Origin of the sequence: Paenibacillus sp. FSL H7-0942 (assembly GCF_045040715.1) — a bacterium.
GTDB classification, from domain to species: Bacteria; Bacillota; Bacilli; order Paenibacillales; family Paenibacillaceae; genus Paenibacillus; species Paenibacillus amylolyticus.
In genome coordinates, this window is the sequence record NZ_CP150279.1 from 628,812 (window position 1) to 643,295 (window position 14,484).

15 protein-coding genes are annotated in these 14,484 nt (G+C 47.4%); 12 read left to right on the forward strand and 3 right to left on the reverse strand.

Features of this window, described 5'->3' with window-relative positions; translation table 11 throughout:
* The first annotated feature begins 124 nt into the window (after positions 1-124).
* From MHI48_RS02910 to MHI48_RS02935, 6 genes are all read left to right on the forward strand, one after another.
* Entirely contained in the window at positions 125-229 is a 105-nt protein-coding gene (locus MHI48_RS02910) for a hypothetical protein (RefSeq protein WP_017690880.1), read from the forward strand.
* Between the two features lie 43 nt (positions 230-272).
* Positions 273-380, forward strand: a complete 108-nt coding sequence (locus MHI48_RS02915) for a hypothetical protein (protein WP_017690879.1) — start codon at positions 273-275, stop codon at positions 378-380.
* A gap of 263 nt (positions 381-643) precedes the next feature.
* Entirely contained in the window at positions 644-955 is a 312-nt protein-coding gene (locus MHI48_RS02920) for a hypothetical protein (RefSeq protein WP_017690878.1), read from the forward strand.
* A gap of 1,191 nt (positions 956-2,146) precedes the next feature.
* Positions 2,147-2,743: an RNA polymerase sigma factor gene (locus tag MHI48_RS02925; protein WP_036607374.1), complete on the forward strand. Its 597-nt coding sequence runs from the start codon at positions 2,147-2,149 to the stop codon at positions 2,741-2,743.
* Complete coding sequence (locus MHI48_RS02930) at positions 2,740-3,723, forward strand: anti-sigma factor domain-containing protein (RefSeq protein ID WP_405142961.1); 984 nt, start codon at positions 2,740-2,742, stop codon at positions 3,721-3,723. The genes MHI48_RS02925 and MHI48_RS02930 overlap by 4 nt, the downstream gene beginning before the upstream one ends.
* Positions 3,724-3,914: 191 nt before the next feature.
* On the forward strand, positions 3,915-5,426 hold the full coding sequence (locus MHI48_RS02935) for an HD domain-containing phosphohydrolase (protein ID WP_405142962.1): 1,512 nt from the start codon (positions 3,915-3,917) through the stop codon (positions 5,424-5,426).
* Positions 5,427-5,430: 4 nt separating this feature from the next.
* On the opposite strand, the gene MHI48_RS02940 is transcribed toward MHI48_RS02935, so the two are convergent.
* On the reverse strand, positions 5,431-6,084 hold the full coding sequence (locus MHI48_RS02940; protein ID WP_036607365.1) for a phosphatase PAP2 family protein: 654 nt from the start codon (positions 6,082-6,084) through the stop codon (positions 5,431-5,433).
* Positions 6,085-6,324: 240 nt separating this feature from the next.
* On the opposite strand from MHI48_RS02940, the gene MHI48_RS02945 reads away from it, so the two are divergent.
* The 4 genes from MHI48_RS02945 (at position 6,325) to MHI48_RS02960 (ending at position 10,422) form a co-directional block, all read left to right on the forward strand.
* On the forward strand, positions 6,325-7,740 hold the full coding sequence (locus MHI48_RS02945) for an ATP-binding protein (protein WP_338707671.1): 1,416 nt from the start codon (positions 6,325-6,327) through the stop codon (positions 7,738-7,740).
* 208 nt (positions 7,741-7,948) lie between these two features.
* Positions 7,949-9,106 (forward strand): MFS transporter, encoded by a 1,158-nt coding sequence (locus tag MHI48_RS02950; RefSeq protein ID WP_235193865.1) that lies wholly within the window; start codon positions 7,949-7,951, stop codon positions 9,104-9,106.
* Positions 9,107-9,212: 106 nt separating this feature from the next.
* Positions 9,213-9,899: an oxidoreductase gene (locus MHI48_RS02955; protein WP_405142965.1), complete on the forward strand. Its 687-nt coding sequence runs from the start codon at positions 9,213-9,215 to the stop codon at positions 9,897-9,899.
* A 148-nt stretch (positions 9,900-10,047) separates the two neighbouring features.
* Positions 10,048-10,422: a RidA family protein gene (locus MHI48_RS02960; RefSeq protein WP_017690870.1), complete on the forward strand. Its 375-nt coding sequence runs from the start codon at positions 10,048-10,050 to the stop codon at positions 10,420-10,422.
* 116 nt (positions 10,423-10,538) lie between these two features.
* On the opposite strand, the gene MHI48_RS02965 is transcribed toward MHI48_RS02960, so the two are convergent.
* Positions 10,539-11,297, reverse strand: a complete 759-nt coding sequence (locus tag MHI48_RS02965) for a tryptophan-rich sensory protein (RefSeq protein ID WP_405142968.1) — start codon at positions 11,295-11,297, stop codon at positions 10,539-10,541.
* Positions 11,298-11,529: 232 nt separating this feature from the next.
* Between MHI48_RS02965 and MHI48_RS02970 the strand changes: the two genes are divergently transcribed.
* Both MHI48_RS02970 and MHI48_RS02975 read left to right on the forward strand, forming a co-directional pair.
* The gene (locus tag MHI48_RS02970; protein ID WP_405142970.1) at positions 11,530-12,492 is read left to right on the forward strand and encodes an arsenic resistance protein; all 963 of its coding nucleotides are present in this window, start codon (positions 11,530-11,532) and stop codon (positions 12,490-12,492) included.
* Positions 12,493-12,531: 39 nt separating this feature from the next.
* Positions 12,532-12,762 carry a hypothetical protein gene (locus MHI48_RS02975; protein ID WP_076319480.1) on the forward strand — a complete coding sequence of 77 codons (231 nt, stop codon included), beginning with the start codon at positions 12,532-12,534 and terminating at the stop codon, positions 12,760-12,762.
* Positions 12,763-12,853: 91 nt separating this feature from the next.
* On the opposite strand, the gene MHI48_RS02980 is transcribed toward MHI48_RS02975, so the two are convergent.
* Positions 12,854-14,482: a response regulator gene (locus MHI48_RS02980; protein WP_036607347.1), complete on the reverse strand. Its 1,629-nt coding sequence runs from the start codon at positions 14,480-14,482 to the stop codon at positions 12,854-12,856.
* Positions 14,483-14,484 lie beyond the last annotated feature (2 nt).

A 14,484-nucleotide genomic window follows, 5' to 3' on the forward strand; every position in this document is an offset into this window, starting at 1 on the left:
CCTTTATGTAGGTGAAATTAACGAATAGTCGGCAAAAAAACAGCCCATTTTTCGACCTGAGCCCGGTCCCATGTGTGATTGGTGCATATAGTGAACTGTACCTCAAATCAAAGGAGGGGTTTACATGAGTGGAGTAGTAGGTGGATACGGCGGCGCATGGACATCGACTGGCGCGATCTTGGTTCTCTTTATCTTGTTGGTCATCATCTCTAAAGCATTCTTGATCTAATAAACCGCTTGGACCCTAATATATTTGTAAAGGAGGGTTCTGCATGAGCAACGTAGTTGAAGGCGTAGGATACGGCGGCTGGACATCGACCGGAGCAATCCTGGTTCTGTTCATTCTCCTCGTAATCATCACTAAATCTTTCTGGGTATAATATGGCGAGCTCTGCCGGGCAACCGGTGGGGTTTTTTTTCTAGAGGACAAGCATGGTGGAGAGCCAGACAGATAAGATAGCTTGTGGTTGAACGGAAGAATTGGTGGAATTCAAGAAATGGAAGGGCGGAGTATGCTTCGAAAATGGGGAAGGTTCCTCATGGCTAAACGCCCATTTTGTCAAAATGAGGGCGATAGCCCGGTCCAGAGGTAGGCATAATACATAGCTTAGGGGTGTAGGCAAATGTTAAGGAGGAATGAACAATGAGCGAAGTAAAACCGAATTCACCGAACGGACAGGGACACGTATACGGACATATGGGAGGTTATGAGCATATGCAAGGATACCAATACACAGGTCATGAAATGCATGGGTATGGATATGGTTGTGGAACAATGCCAATGGGATATGGCTATGGATACGGACACCATGCCAATCAGGCTCCAATGATGCACGGTTATCAACAGGGTTGTGGAGTATCCTATGGTCATGGCGGCGGAAGCTGGGGTTCCATGGGTACGATCCTTGTACTGTTCATCTTGCTGGTCATCATCTCCAAAACGATGTTTATCTAAGGATTTGTGAGTGCAAGGGGACTTTGCTAATCGTGGATCGTTGTGATAGATGCTCTAAATAAACTCCGAAGTCTGAGTTCCATGTTGGGGCATAACGTACCTATGATTCAGAAAGGGACAACGTAGGATTCCATCCTGCGGTGTCCCTTTTTTATTAGAAGTGAAGGAGCGTTGGGATTACTTTCTTTAACGAACTCCACAGCCTCTATTCCATGCATTTTTCCCATTTCACAAGTTTAACGAATCGTAGACGTCTTATTATCTGAACCTGGGCATGTTTGGAGCCTATATTCATGAAGTGGCATGGATTAACGTGGCTGAGATTCGTTAGATTTTACATAGCATAGAAATCCTCAATATAAGGTGTGCAGGATTCGTTAGCGTCTGGTGAGCGTAAACAGTTGCTTTAGAGGCCGGCGTTATTTGCACAATTGAAGAAGGAAGTAAGGAAGTAAGGAAGTAAGGAAGTAAGGAAGTAAGGAAGTAAGGAAGTAAGGAAGTAAGGAAGTAAGGAAGTAAGGAAGTAAGGAAGTATCGAGGAGTGCAGTCAGTGGGAGAATGGAAAAGTTTTAAAAGCAGAGCCGAATTTATCTGGTTAGTCTGAAAAGTGGAAGGAGGACTTTTCTTAATGTAGGAACGGTGTCCGACAGTCTGTAGATGTTGCTAAATTTGATATGTAGACATGGATAAACACCCGGAACCCAATTCCGGGTGCTTTGTGTATGTTTTCAATCTTCTCAAGAATAAGTGATATCCAAAACAACAAAAGCCCTACCTCTCTTTTGTCCTTGCGGCTCCGATGACCGCGCCAGTGTGAATGGGAACATCTTGTGAAACTCTGTACTACCGGGTTATTGTGATTCAGGTTCTTCAATCTTCATAGGTTAATTGTGCTTATAGTTCGCTGCGGTCGCAGCATGAAGAAAATATTCCGGGGTTTAAAGAAGACAGAAATCATATGAGGTTGTTTAATACAACTCTTATAGTATACCACAGGTTGTAATTTTCTGCAATAAAAAGGAAAGCGCGACCAGAGCAGCATGTTTTCGGACTGTTTTTATGTTAGAAAGTGAAAGGTTGGTTTGAAAAGATACAGAAAATTTTTCAAACTATTTCTTCATAGGGGTAATCCTCTTCAAAAGATTCTGCGTAGGTTATAATAAGAGGGAAGAAACAGAAAGGGGCCCTCGCATGACTGAATCGATGGAGGACAGCAGGTTAATGCGGCAGATTGCGGAACGTGATGCCTCCGCACTGGAGCTTTTATATGACCGTTATGAGCGAGCGGTGTATTCTTTTGCCTACCGGATCGTTGGTGATCCCATGACGGCAGAAGAGACCGTTCAGGAACTTTTTATGCGGGTCTGGAATAATGCCGAACGTTACGATGCCTCACAGGGGAAGCTGACCACATGGATGTTTGCGATTACGCGTAACATTGCAGTGGACATGCTGAGGCGGAAATCAAAAGGGGCAGCGACTACTTCAGTTGAACACGAGACACTGGCAGCCTATGCCGATGAACATACGAACACGGAAGAAGAAGTGCAGCGTAAATGGGAAGGTACCCGGATTAAAGAGGCGTTGTCCCAATTGAACGGTGATCAGCAACAAGTTATAGAATCGATTTATTATGCGGGATTAACCCAGCAGGAAGTATCCAGCCGATTCGGGATTCCGCTGGGTACAGTAAAGAGCCGTGTCAGGCTTGCCATGCGACAGCTCCAAAAGTTGCTGGCCGATGCTGAATTGCATCCGGACGCGGGAAGGGAGGGCATACATCCATGATAGAACGACATGAGGAGTGGTCTGATCTGGCACCGATGTATGTGCTGGGCGGACTGGAAGCAGAGGAAGTGGCGGCGTTTGAAGCGCATATGGCAACTTGCGAACCTTGCCGCCAGGAGGTAAGGGAATTGCAGGAAGTGACTGGCTTCCTGCCACTGGCGGCGGAACCTGTAGCACCGCCGCAAGGCATGCGAGCACGTGTGCTGGGCAACGTGCTCGGACATGTGCAGGAGAGCGCCGAGGCGAAGCCAGCGGCTGCTCCTGCAGAGCCTGAAGCACCCGTGGTGCTTCAGGAGGATCTTGCGCCGCAGCACAAACGTGCGGCGCAGCCCGGGCCAGGCTTGCCGCCGGTAACGGTGGTGCCTGCGGCCCGGGTGGAAGAGGCTGCCCAGGCACAGCCATGGCAGCCACAAGCGCGCGCGCGTGCGCGCAGCAGCAGCGCCTGGCGCATAGCCAGTGCCGGCCTTGCGGCCGCGGCACTGTTACTGGGCGTGTACACGGCGCAGCTGCGGAGCCAGATCGACTCGCTGACGCAGCAAGCGGCGGGCTCGTCGGCTACGCAAGAGCAACTGGTGCAGGCACAGGCGCAGAATGCACAGCTGCAAGAGCAGCTGGCATCAGCTCTGAAGCCCGCACAGGGCATGAAGACCGGCGAGGCAGTGAAGCTGAATCCTGCAACGCAGGACATTGTAGCTCAGGGTCTCGCAACCATCGTTATTGACAGCAAAGGCACTCACCTGGTTGTGCAGGCTGAGAACCTGCCGAACCTGGAAGGCAACGAGGCTTTTCAGGTCTGGTTGATCAAAGGAGATACCCCTCAGAATGCGGGTACTTTCCTTAGTCGTGACGGAACGGGAGCAGTATACTACACATTGGATTCGGCCAACGACTATGATACGGTTGCCATCACGCTTGAACCGGATGCAATGGGAGATGAGCCGCGCGGTACAATGATTCTGGCTGCCAAGATTAAAGGATAAATATAGGATATATCACCAAAGGCTGCTCCGTCGTGGAGCAGCCTTTTTGTGTTTTCCAGTTCTGATGCCCATCCATTGGATTTTATTAATTTTTTTAGTCGGAGCAACCGATAAACAAATAGAAGGCAATACCCTTAATCTCCCTGTATCTCAAGGGAGAACTGGTTGCACATAGAGAGTGAGGGGTTCAGTTGGAAGCATACCGTTCATTTATCTTTCGCCTGATACGCAATTATCTGATCGGTTCACTGGCAGCTGTTTTTGTTGTCGGTACAGTAGTTATGGTATCTACTCTGCAAATACCCAATATTCAATTTGTTCGGCTCATCTTCATTGTGCTGATTTCACTCTTGTTCATGCTGGTTGCAGAATTAATTACGCTGTGGGTGCAGCTAGGCCCCATAAGACAATTTTTCACTTCCGAGCATCACGAGAGAGACGAATTGAACCACATGTATGAGAAAATTCATCGTTTTCCGGGACAGACCATATATCGGATCATGGGTCCGCACATGCTTGGTTTCTCACTTCCGGCAGCCGGATTAACATTATGGATGATATCCACAGGGTGGCTTGAATTTCCTTACTTCTATACTGTCGTGGCCGCTGCGTGTGCCTTTCTGATTGCCATCATGCATGCGCTGATTGAGTATTACTTAACGGTGCGGGCGATTAGACCCCTGTTACTTGAGATTCGACATCGAGGCAAAGTCCAATACGGGATGGAACCTTCACTGGGAGGGCGAATCCTGGTATCGATCCAGCGTAAATTTCAGCTAAGTACGGCACTGATTGGCTTATTTCCTCTATTTCTATTTTTCCTGGCTACATATATCAGACTTCAGTATATGGACAGTGAATTTGCGAAAGAGTACATACTGTGGGGAATTCTCATCGTTGTTCTGGGCGCGGGGTTTGCGCTGGTGGGAAGCTGGCTGTTGATTCGTGATGTTCGTGATCCAGTTGCTGAACTGACGCATGAGATGAACCGAATTCAGGGGGGAGATCTTGGCAGACGAGCTCCGGATCTATATGCGGATGAGTTTTCGGCACTGATCTCCGGTTTTAATATGATGATTAATCGGCTGGAGATGAGACAGGAACGCAATCGACAGCTGTTGCAAAGTTATTTTTCTACGCTGGCTGCTGCTTTAGATGCCCGAGATAAGTACACGGCAGGACATTCCATGCGTGTGGCAGAGTATTCGCTGATGATTGGTAAGCTGAGCGGAATGAGTGAGGAACAGGCGGATTTATTGTACAAATCAGCCCTGCTTCATGATATCGGGAAAATCGGCATACCTGATGAGGTGCTGCTGAAGGATGGAAAACTAAGCGATGAAGAATTTGCAATTATTCGGACACATCCCGTGCAGGGAGAGAGTATTTTGCTGCAGATAGAACCCATTGATGCCATGGCTGACTTTCTGCCTGGTGTACGATCTCACCATGAGAGATATGATGGCAAAGGATACCCGGATGGGATGGCTGGTGATGATATTCCCCTTTTTGGCCGCATCATTGCGGTAGCGGATGCCTTTGATGCCATGACGTCTGATCGACCCTATCGGAATGGGATGAGTCACGAGAGAGCGCTAACCATTTTGGAAGAAGGAAAAGGGACCCAATGGGACCCCTATTTTGCAGGTTTGTTTATTGATGAATGGAGACGACAACAGCATCTTCAGAAACCATCGAAGTGAGGGATCAGCTGATTCCCTCTGTCCACTTCGATTCTTTTCTGCGTCTCCGGTGTAGAGCGAGGCCAGTTATGATGGTGAGAACACACTCGCCGAGTATGACCGCACCCAAGGCGTCATAGATCACATGTTGTTTGATCATTAGCGTGGATACTATAATAGTTGCTGCCCCGGCGGCGACCAAAATCTTGATGGGTTTACGGATGCTTGGAACCGAAAGAACAGCACGCATAACCAGATAAGAGTGAAGAGAATGAATACTTGGAAAACAATTATAAGGACGATCCTGGCTATAGAGCCATCCGAGAACAGATGCTCCCAGGCCTGTACCCGTCAGTTCCGGGCGCGGTACCATGGTCTGAAAGTTGAAGTAGATCAGATAACATATCCAGACACAGATATTCATGGATAACAAGACGCGGTAATACGTCAGGCGATCCTTGGCACACAGGTAAGCGAGCACACCGAATACAAACGGGTACCAGCCCAAATATGGAATGGACATGCCAGGCACATAGGGAATGATCCGGTCAAGCGGCGAATCAAGAACTACGAACCCGCGTTCTGGACTATTAAGAATATCATAGAAGAGCCCCATGACGGCCAAAGACAGCATTAAACTCAATGACAGCCAATAGGATTTGCTTTTTAACAATTGCACAACACCTTACTCCTTTCATTCATGCTCCCTAGGAGCATGACCCCAGCAAATAACTAATTCAAATTTAAACAACAATATATTCTACTACGACCAGCGCACAAATTGAATCCTGATTTGTGTATTTTTGTGTATTTTTTTGACGAAGAAGGAATGCCGAAGCTTCAATGGGCATGATATGATAGAGACACATACGGACGAAGGCACTTTGGCCAGTAAAGTCGGTACAACAGGAGTGAGTGAATGCAATTTTCAAAAATGTTCGTATTGAATATGGGGATGCTTATTACCATTGCATATCTTGCTAGTGTGTTCTATAAATATGTCGTAATACGTACCTCTTCCCGAGTGAAGCAGATCAGCTCCGTGCTTGTCCTTATATTTGCAGGTTGGATCAGTACGGTTTTTGGGTTTCAACTCACCGATGAAGTGGTCTTTGATCTTCGATATGTTCCTTTAATTGTAGCCGTTCTAACGTATAGACAACCCTATAGCGTAATCATCGTGGGTATTGGAATTGGGCTGTCGAGGCTGACTTTTGGCATCACGGATGCTACATTGGCGGCAGTACTTAACATGTCTATTTTGGGCGTGATATGTGCAGGTCTGAATATATGGATGAGACGTAGCAACTACAGGCTGATTATTAAAGGAATCCTTGTTACAGTTATCGTCAATGTGGTCAATAGTGTAAACATTGCTATCGTTGGTGTGATCCCGGCTACATACTTCTTTTCACATATTATGCCTTATACACTCCCTACAGGTATTTTGCTGAGCCTTATTTTTGCATTTATTTTACGTGATTTTCAGAATGAACAGAATCGTATTTTGCTGATCCAGAGTACAAACCGGCTTTTATCTGTGCAAAAGGAAGAGTTACAGAAAGCCCAGATTGTACTGGAGGATCGAGCAAAACAATTGATGATTGCCTCACAGTACAAATCCGAATTTCTCGCCAATATGTCCCATGAACTGCGTACACCACTGAACAGTGTCATTAACTTTGCCCAGATGATCAGCGAGAATGCCGACACAATGGATCAGGAGGATATTATACGTTTTGCCAATATGATCGACCACTCCGGGCAGGAACTGCTTACGCTCATTAACGATATTCTAGATCTTTCCAAAGTAGAAGCGGGGCGGCTGGATATTGTACTGGAGGATATCAGTGTCGCACAACTTACAGAAGATGCCATGAGCCACTTTCAGCTTGTTGCCGAGAAAAAAGGTATTCAGTTGGTTCTGGACAAAAAACCGGGACTGCCCGAGACGCTCTGGTCTGATCCCCAGCGGGTTCAACAGATTTTGCGGAATCTGATGTCCAATGCCATCAAGTTCACTCACCGGGGGAAGGTCACGCTGACCGTAAGCACCAAGCAGATTAAGAATGCAGGTATTCAGAATCGATGGCTTATTTTCTCCGTTCAGGATACAGGCATTGGTATTTCGGAGGACAAGCATCATTCCATATTTGAAGCATTTCAACAGGCTGACGGGTCGATTAGTCGAAAATTTGGCGGTACCGGACTAGGCCTGTCAATCAGTCGGGATTTAGCGAGATTACTGGGGGGATCGATTGAACTTGAGAGCACTGAAGGTAAAGGAAGCACCTTCTATCTCTATCTCCCGTTGGACCGTGAAAAAATGAGTTGACAACCTTCGCGCCGTGAGTAGAATTTGGGATGACAACTAGCATCGACCGGCTTTTGAGACCCGGTCTAAGGAGTGTATCCCCATACAGAAGACGGTCAACGTTAACCCTCCCCCGTTAGCAAGCAAACCACGGCGCAAGGGTTCGACACAACGCACGAATTTATCGATTGCAACATGGGAGGGTGTACCGGCAATTATTTTACAGACCTTGCTGGGAGGCCCATTTTTAACCGGATTTCTGCTGTACCTTGGGGCCGGGTCGAGACATATCGGCTTTGTGCTCGCGATTACCACGTTTGTGAACATTGCCCAGATCGGAGCAGCTTACTGGATGCAGCGTATTCGCAGCCGTAAACGCATGCTTCTGTTATTTGTGGGCACACATCGCATCTTGTGGAGTGCAACGGGACTGATCCCGTTCATATTCCCCAAAGAGTGGTGGGTAAGCGTATATATTGGCGTGTATACGGTTGCTTTTATATCAAATACCATCGGCGGTATGATCTGGACTTCACTAATTGGCGATATCGTACCTGCTAAGGTGAGAGGGCGTTATTTTGGAATTCGAAATACGATTCTGAATGCTCTTGGAAGCGTATGCTTATTTGCAGGCGGTATTGTTTTGGACCGTTACCCGGGAGAAATGGGCTTTCTGATCCTGTTTATTCCGGTGTGGATCTGTGCTATTGCCAATACAGTCATCTATTTCTTCTATCCGGACGTTCCCTTCGAACGTTCTACCGAAAAGGTTTTCTGGCGCATGTTCATCAAGCCGTTCCAGGATCGTTCTTTCCTGAAAGCAACGCTGTTCCTGGCTTCATGGTTATTGATCCAGACCTTGATTGTTCCGCTTTATTCCTATGTTATGCTCGATTTATTGAACATCAATTATCAGACGGTATCCCTGATCACGGTAGTCCAGACGCTGGTTATGATGGCCGGTTTCTATGTTTGGGGTAATCTGAATGCCAGATTCAGCAACAAAACCCTCCTATTTTGGACATTGCCAGTCATTGCACTCTCCTGTTTGTCGTGGGGGTTAATGTCGTTCATGCCCGTTTTGATCGCACTATTTTTATCGCATATCTTCCTTGGGATCGGGGTAGGTGGATTCAACCAGCTGGCATTTAACTTTACGATTGGAGACACACCCAAAAGTGAAAGACCGATGTTTGTCGCGGTGTATTCGGCTCTGACCGGAGTCACTTCGTTTCTCGGGCCGTTGTTGGGTGGCTGGTTGTATGAAAAGATGGAAACTTGGTCCGATGCGCTGGCCTGGATCTCAGCCTATGGATTTCAGATGGGGGTTGGTGTCGTGATGCTGATTCTGACATTTACCCTTGGACGTCGTGTACTGTTAAAATAGATATTGAATATTTACACGGGCACTTCGATGACAGAACAACCTTGTAAATATTTGGGTTGATCATATGTATCTGGTATGACTTCAAAAAAGATGGCGAAGTGGAGGGATGTATTTGAATCGTCTCGAACGGAAAGCCATGGTGATTGGAGCCACCGGGCTTGTAGGTGAATTACTGGTTCATAGTCTGCTGGAGCACCCAGCATACAGCTTGGTTCGCGTTCTGGTTAGACGTCCGCTTGAGCTGCAACATCCCAAACTGGAACAGCATGTGGTGGACTGGGAACAGCTGGAGAGCCAAGACCACTTATTCGATGGAATCGATGACCTGTACTGTTGTTTGGGGACAACGATCAAAAAAGCAGGCAGTCAGGACAATTTCCGTCAGGTGGATTATCATTACCCGGTTCGTGCAGCTACGATTGCGAAGCAACATGGTGTATCACAGATGCTGGTGATCTCCTCCATGGGAGCGAGTGCAGATTCCCGGGTCTTTTACAGTCGGACCAAAGGGGAAATGGAGGATGCATTGTCCGATATCGGTTTTCCGTCATTGCATATCTTCCGCCCTTCCTTAATTCTGGGAGATCGAAACGAGAAGCGGTTTGGTGAGCAGATGGCTGCCTATGCCATGAAGTTTCTGGATCGCTGGATGAAAGGCAGAGCGGACAAATACCGGGCGGTCCACGCCGCAACTATTGCACAGGCCATGACCAATATTGCGCTGGTGCAAGCCAAGGGAAACCATGTGTATTCAAATGAAGTCATTCATGTCCTTGGTGTGGACGGGGGCTAAGAAACCTTTGAACGAGCTGTTTACTTCATGTGGCTAGTGAGGAGCGTTTCTCGCTTGAGGTAGATCGTGGTATAATAGGCAACAAAAATGAGTTCGAACCCTGACTCCATGCGGTAGCAGGATAACGAACACAAAGGAGAACTCGTCCATGAAAAAACCAATCTCTACCGATCAGGCGCCAGGCGCCATTGGTCCATACAGTCAAGCCGTTGATGCAGGTGATTTCATCTACACTTCCGGACAGCTTGGTCTGAATCCTCAAACGGGAGAGTTCGGCGCAGATGTACAGGAGCAGACACGTCTGTCTTTGAGCAATGTGAAGGCTATCCTTGAAGCAGCAGGTACAAGTATGGATAAAATCGTGAAAACGACGGTGTTCCTGAAAGACATGAACGACTTCGTTCCTGTGAATGAAGTGTATAGCACGTTCTTCGAACAGCCTTATCCTGCACGCAGTGCTGTGGAAGTTGCTCGTTTACCAAAAGATGCACTGGTGGAGATTGAAGTTATTGCCCTGAAATAGGACAACCTTATTCGTTCTTTTATACATAAACAGCCGATTTCAGGTCGAAGACCAGAATCGGCTGTTTGCGTTACGTGTTTTCGTTATATTTAAGCGTTATATTTGAAGTAAACTACTCAATCGCGATCTTGATTCCGGGCGAAGAACAGCCATACCGCATAGATGGCCAGGACGATCGCAATGATGATTGCCGTATAATATACGGAAGTGACATCCTTCTGTTTAAGTGCAATGGCGATATATGCCCATGTGAATACAAGTGGGTATATGCTATCGCGATAACGGAAGCTAACGAGAACAGCCAGCACCATACCGACAATCAGCATGATGATCGTCCAAGTCGGTTCGCTGATACCAAAACCATCCCAGCCAATTTTATATAACAGCACCGCTGCATTGACAATGGTTGCCACACTAATCCATCCGAGATAGATGCTGAATGGCAGCTTTACAAGCCAGATCTCAGCAGTGGTCGGAACCGTAATGGCACGTGTTTTTACATACAGCATGATCAGAGACAATAGAAGCAGTACAATGATCAGTAAAGCGAGACCGGTCTGCAAGTTTTGAAAAGCAAAAATCCATGCTACATTGAAGGCACAGCTTGCCAGAAACCAATACCCGAGACGGGTAATCGAATCCCTTTTCCAGGAAGCGGGCACGAACTGATAGATCACGAACCCTGCTAATAGCAGGTAGATCAGACCCCATATAGAGAAGGCATAGCCTGAAGGTGTGAGCAGCACAGGGTACATATCCGATACTTCTTTGTTGGTCTTGCCTCCGATTGGCAGAGCGTTGGAAAGGTAGTTCACGATAATTACAGCGATAAAACCAATGGCGTTTAACCACTTGTACGGATTGTTACGTGACATTGAGTTTCCTCCTTGGTTTAACGAAATGAATGAACCACGGGTCAGTCTACAATGAATATACCCAGTTCTCGTACATTCTAATAACAGCCGCAAAAAATTCACAAGATGACCTTTCAAATTCTTGTGCTTTGCCGCTACGTTGGAATGGTACTCTGTCCCAATGTACGCGAAGCGAAGCAGGAATATGTCCACACGATATTATGTCCCACATGTCCAACGGAGGAGGAGAAGAATGCTTTCGAGAGAAACGATGGAGAAACAGCAGACTTGGTTCTATGTAGTTGCACTGTTCGTAGGAGCAGCGATAGGACTAAGCAGTTCGGCATGGGGGAATATTTTGCACTACACGGTGTCTCCGATACTTGCCATTTTGTTATATAGCATGTTCGTACAGATTCCCTTTTTAAAGTTAAAAGAATCCTGGTCCAACCTGCGATTTATGGGCGCGTTACTGGTAGCTAATTTTATCGTTGTACCTGTAGTCGTATGGTTGCTTACACTGGTCTTTCCACAATCACCTGGCGTTCTGATCGGAGTCTATCTGGTACTGCTAACGCCCTGTATTGATTACGTCATTGTGTTCACGCAGCTCGGCAGGGGCAATGAGAAACTGATGCTCGCCGCTACACCTCTTCTGTTTGTTATACAAATGATTCTGTTGCCGGTTTATTTATGGCTATTGATGGGTGCTGAGGTAGCACAGGTCATGCAGGTTGGGCCGTTCGTGGAGGCTTTTCTGTTCCTGATCGTTATTCCACTGCTGCTCGCTGTCGTTACACAAGTCTTCTCAAAAGGTAAAGCGAGCGGGGAGCGTGTCATGAACGCAACGGCATGGCTCCCGGTTCCGATGATGGCACTCGCACTGCTCGTGGTTGTCGCCTCCCAGATTGGCAAAGTCTACAATGATATAGCGATCATCGTGAACGTGATCCCGATCTACGTTGCTTTTATGATCATTATGCCTTGGATATCCCGAATCATTGCTAAGCAGTTTCGATTGAATACAGGTGCGGGGCGGGCGCTGATCTTCAGTTCAGCCACACGGAATTCGCTGGTTGTTCTGCCGTTGGCGCTGGCACTCCCGCCAGAATGGGCAACCATAGCTGCGGCTGTTATCGTTACTCAGACGATGGTGGAGCTTGCAGGGGAGCTAATCTACATTCGGCTTGTACCTGCGGTAATTTTGCGCGATTGATGAGCCGACTAGGACGTGTCTATGTTATGATCTAATATAATGAATAAAACCATTTTTGGTAAATCAAAGGGGGAGATGAGAGTTCTTACTTATCGGAAGATCATGTTCTACCTGGATATTGCACTGGTTCCGTTCGTTGTTGTCTTTTTTCCCATAGCAGCTCATACAACGGGAAATAAAGTTTATTATCTCTACTTGGGTATAGCTGTAGCCGCAATCTTTCGGATCGTATTCTATCTTAGAAAAGAAAGAGCCAACAAATCGTCATGATATAGGCTATTTTCTGTAAAAGTAAAATTAAAAAGAGTACTTCCGATGGGCCATGCCGGGAGTACTCTTTTTAATTCGGATCAGGTACTCGTTACGTACCAGCCTGAAATACAGTTTTACGATATTCCACTGGCGTGATGCCCTCCATTTTTTTGAACACTTTGCTGAAATACTTTTCATCCTGGAATCCAACCATCTCCGAAATTTTGGCGACTCGCAGGGAAGGATTTTGCAGTAGTAGCTTGGCGTTGTTGATCCGCAGTTTGCTCAGATACTCCGACCAGTTCAGACCAAATTGCTGTTTGAATTTGCGGGAGATATACTCCCGGCTCAAGTAGAAACGCGCGGCAATCTGCTGTAAGGACAGGTCCTCCTGATAGTGGGCGTCCATATAACGTGCAATCTCACTCATGGGATCAGGATTGGCGGGGTGATGGGCAGTGAGCGCCTTTCCGGCTGCAAGCAGCCGTTGTTCCAACAAGGAACGAAGCAGGGGGAAAGATAGCAGTCCTTCAGCGTCAAAAGGTAACTCGGCAAAGGGAATAGACTGCTCCTCCGTCACTTCCTCCTCTTTGGATGGCAAACCTGCCGTATCATCAAGCCAGCGGCTCAGCATCCATTCCAGCTCATCGATCCATTGCTGGATCTGCTCAGCACTGACAACCTCAAGATCAGTAATCGGGTCAAGCCACTCGGCAACCGCAGCAGCTACACTGGAAACTCGGCAACTCATGGCTGCCATACGCAGGGGTTCTTCATGGGCGGTTAAACGCCTGATTTTATTTCCATTTGATGATTCCACTGACGCATGAATTCGCTGTTTAATTTGCACAGCGTTACGTCTCCACAGTCTTGAACTTGCTTCCAGATAGGCTGCTGAGATTCCGCCAGGGTAGGACTCACAGGTGGAGATGCCAAAATGAAGCCGGCGCTGAATCGTCTGCTCCAATCCCTGATTAACCTTGTCCAGAATATGTTCCAATGAAGTGGATGGGTCCCAATGCAGCAGAACAATCTCGTCCGGTTGATCCAACTGCCGAAACATTACGCCTTCGTCTGGTGTGGATAACATCTCGGCACAGATATTGAGGACCGAGAACACAAGCAGGTCCGGTTGACTGCGATATTTTGCCAGACAACCTGCATCCAGATGGGACAGGCTGGTGACAGCGACACTACAGACAGGGATAACACTAGGGAGATTCAACTCATCCTGCAATCGCTGCATGTGTGATGGGCTGCTGCCTCTGCCGACGGCAAGTTCGGTGAGCAGACGATCCTGGTAGTGGGGGCGCATTCGATTAACAACAATGGATTGCCTGGTGGATTGTATCCGAATGGCGTCTTCCTCTCCCCAAGCTGTAACGGCCTTTAATAGAGATGCATTCAGCTCATCCGCTTCCACAGGTTTCAGGAGGTAGTCCATGCCACCATGTCTGATTGCATGCCTCACGAGTTCAAAATCATCATATCCACTAATAACGAGCACTTTGCTGTGTGGGGCATGAGCCGATATCCATTCAAGTAATGCCATACCGTCCTTGCCCGGCATACGCATGTCACTGAGTATGATTTGAGGTTGATGTGCCGTGATGGCGGCGATGGCTTCATCCCCGTCTGCCGCTTCGATTAACGTATCAATGCCAAACTCTTCCCAATGACCAAGCAACCTTATGGCATCGCGGACATGTTTTTCATCATCTACAAGCAGTGCCTTCATGT

What these genes read in the sequence shown, in the direction of transcription:
- MHI48_RS02920 (WP_017690878.1), top strand. Translation starts at nt 644, where the DNA reads ATGAGCGAAGTAAAACCGAATTCACCGAACGGACAGGGACACGTATAC.
- MHI48_RS02915 (WP_017690879.1), top strand. Translation starts at nt 273, where the DNA reads ATGAGCAACGTAGTTGAAGGCGTAGGATACGGCGGCTGGACATCGACC.
- MHI48_RS02945 (WP_338707671.1), top strand. Translation starts at nt 6,325, where the DNA reads ATGCAATTTTCAAAAATGTTCGTATTGAATATGGGGATGCTTATTACC.
- MHI48_RS02965 (WP_405142968.1), bottom strand. Translation starts at nt 11,297, where the DNA reads ATGTCACGTAACAATCCGTACAAGTGGTTAAACGCCATTGGTTTTATC.
- MHI48_RS02980 (WP_036607347.1), bottom strand. Translation starts at nt 14,482, where the DNA reads ATGAAGGCACTGCTTGTAGATGATGAAAAACATGTCCGCGATGCCATA.
- MHI48_RS02960 (WP_017690870.1), top strand. Translation starts at nt 10,048, where the DNA reads ATGAAAAAACCAATCTCTACCGATCAGGCGCCAGGCGCCATTGGTCCA.
- MHI48_RS02910 (WP_017690880.1), top strand. Translation starts at nt 125, where the DNA reads ATGAGTGGAGTAGTAGGTGGATACGGCGGCGCATGGACATCGACTGGC.
- MHI48_RS02970 (WP_405142970.1), top strand. Translation starts at nt 11,530, where the DNA reads ATGCTTTCGAGAGAAACGATGGAGAAACAGCAGACTTGGTTCTATGTA.
- MHI48_RS02975 (WP_076319480.1), top strand. Translation starts at nt 12,532, where the DNA reads ATGAATAAAACCATTTTTGGTAAATCAAAGGGGGAGATGAGAGTTCTT.
- MHI48_RS02955 (WP_405142965.1), top strand. Translation starts at nt 9,213, where the DNA reads ATGTATTTGAATCGTCTCGAACGGAAAGCCATGGTGATTGGAGCCACC.
- MHI48_RS02930 (WP_405142961.1), top strand. Translation starts at nt 2,740, where the DNA reads ATGATAGAACGACATGAGGAGTGGTCTGATCTGGCACCGATGTATGTG.
- MHI48_RS02925 (WP_036607374.1), top strand. Translation starts at nt 2,147, where the DNA reads ATGACTGAATCGATGGAGGACAGCAGGTTAATGCGGCAGATTGCGGAA.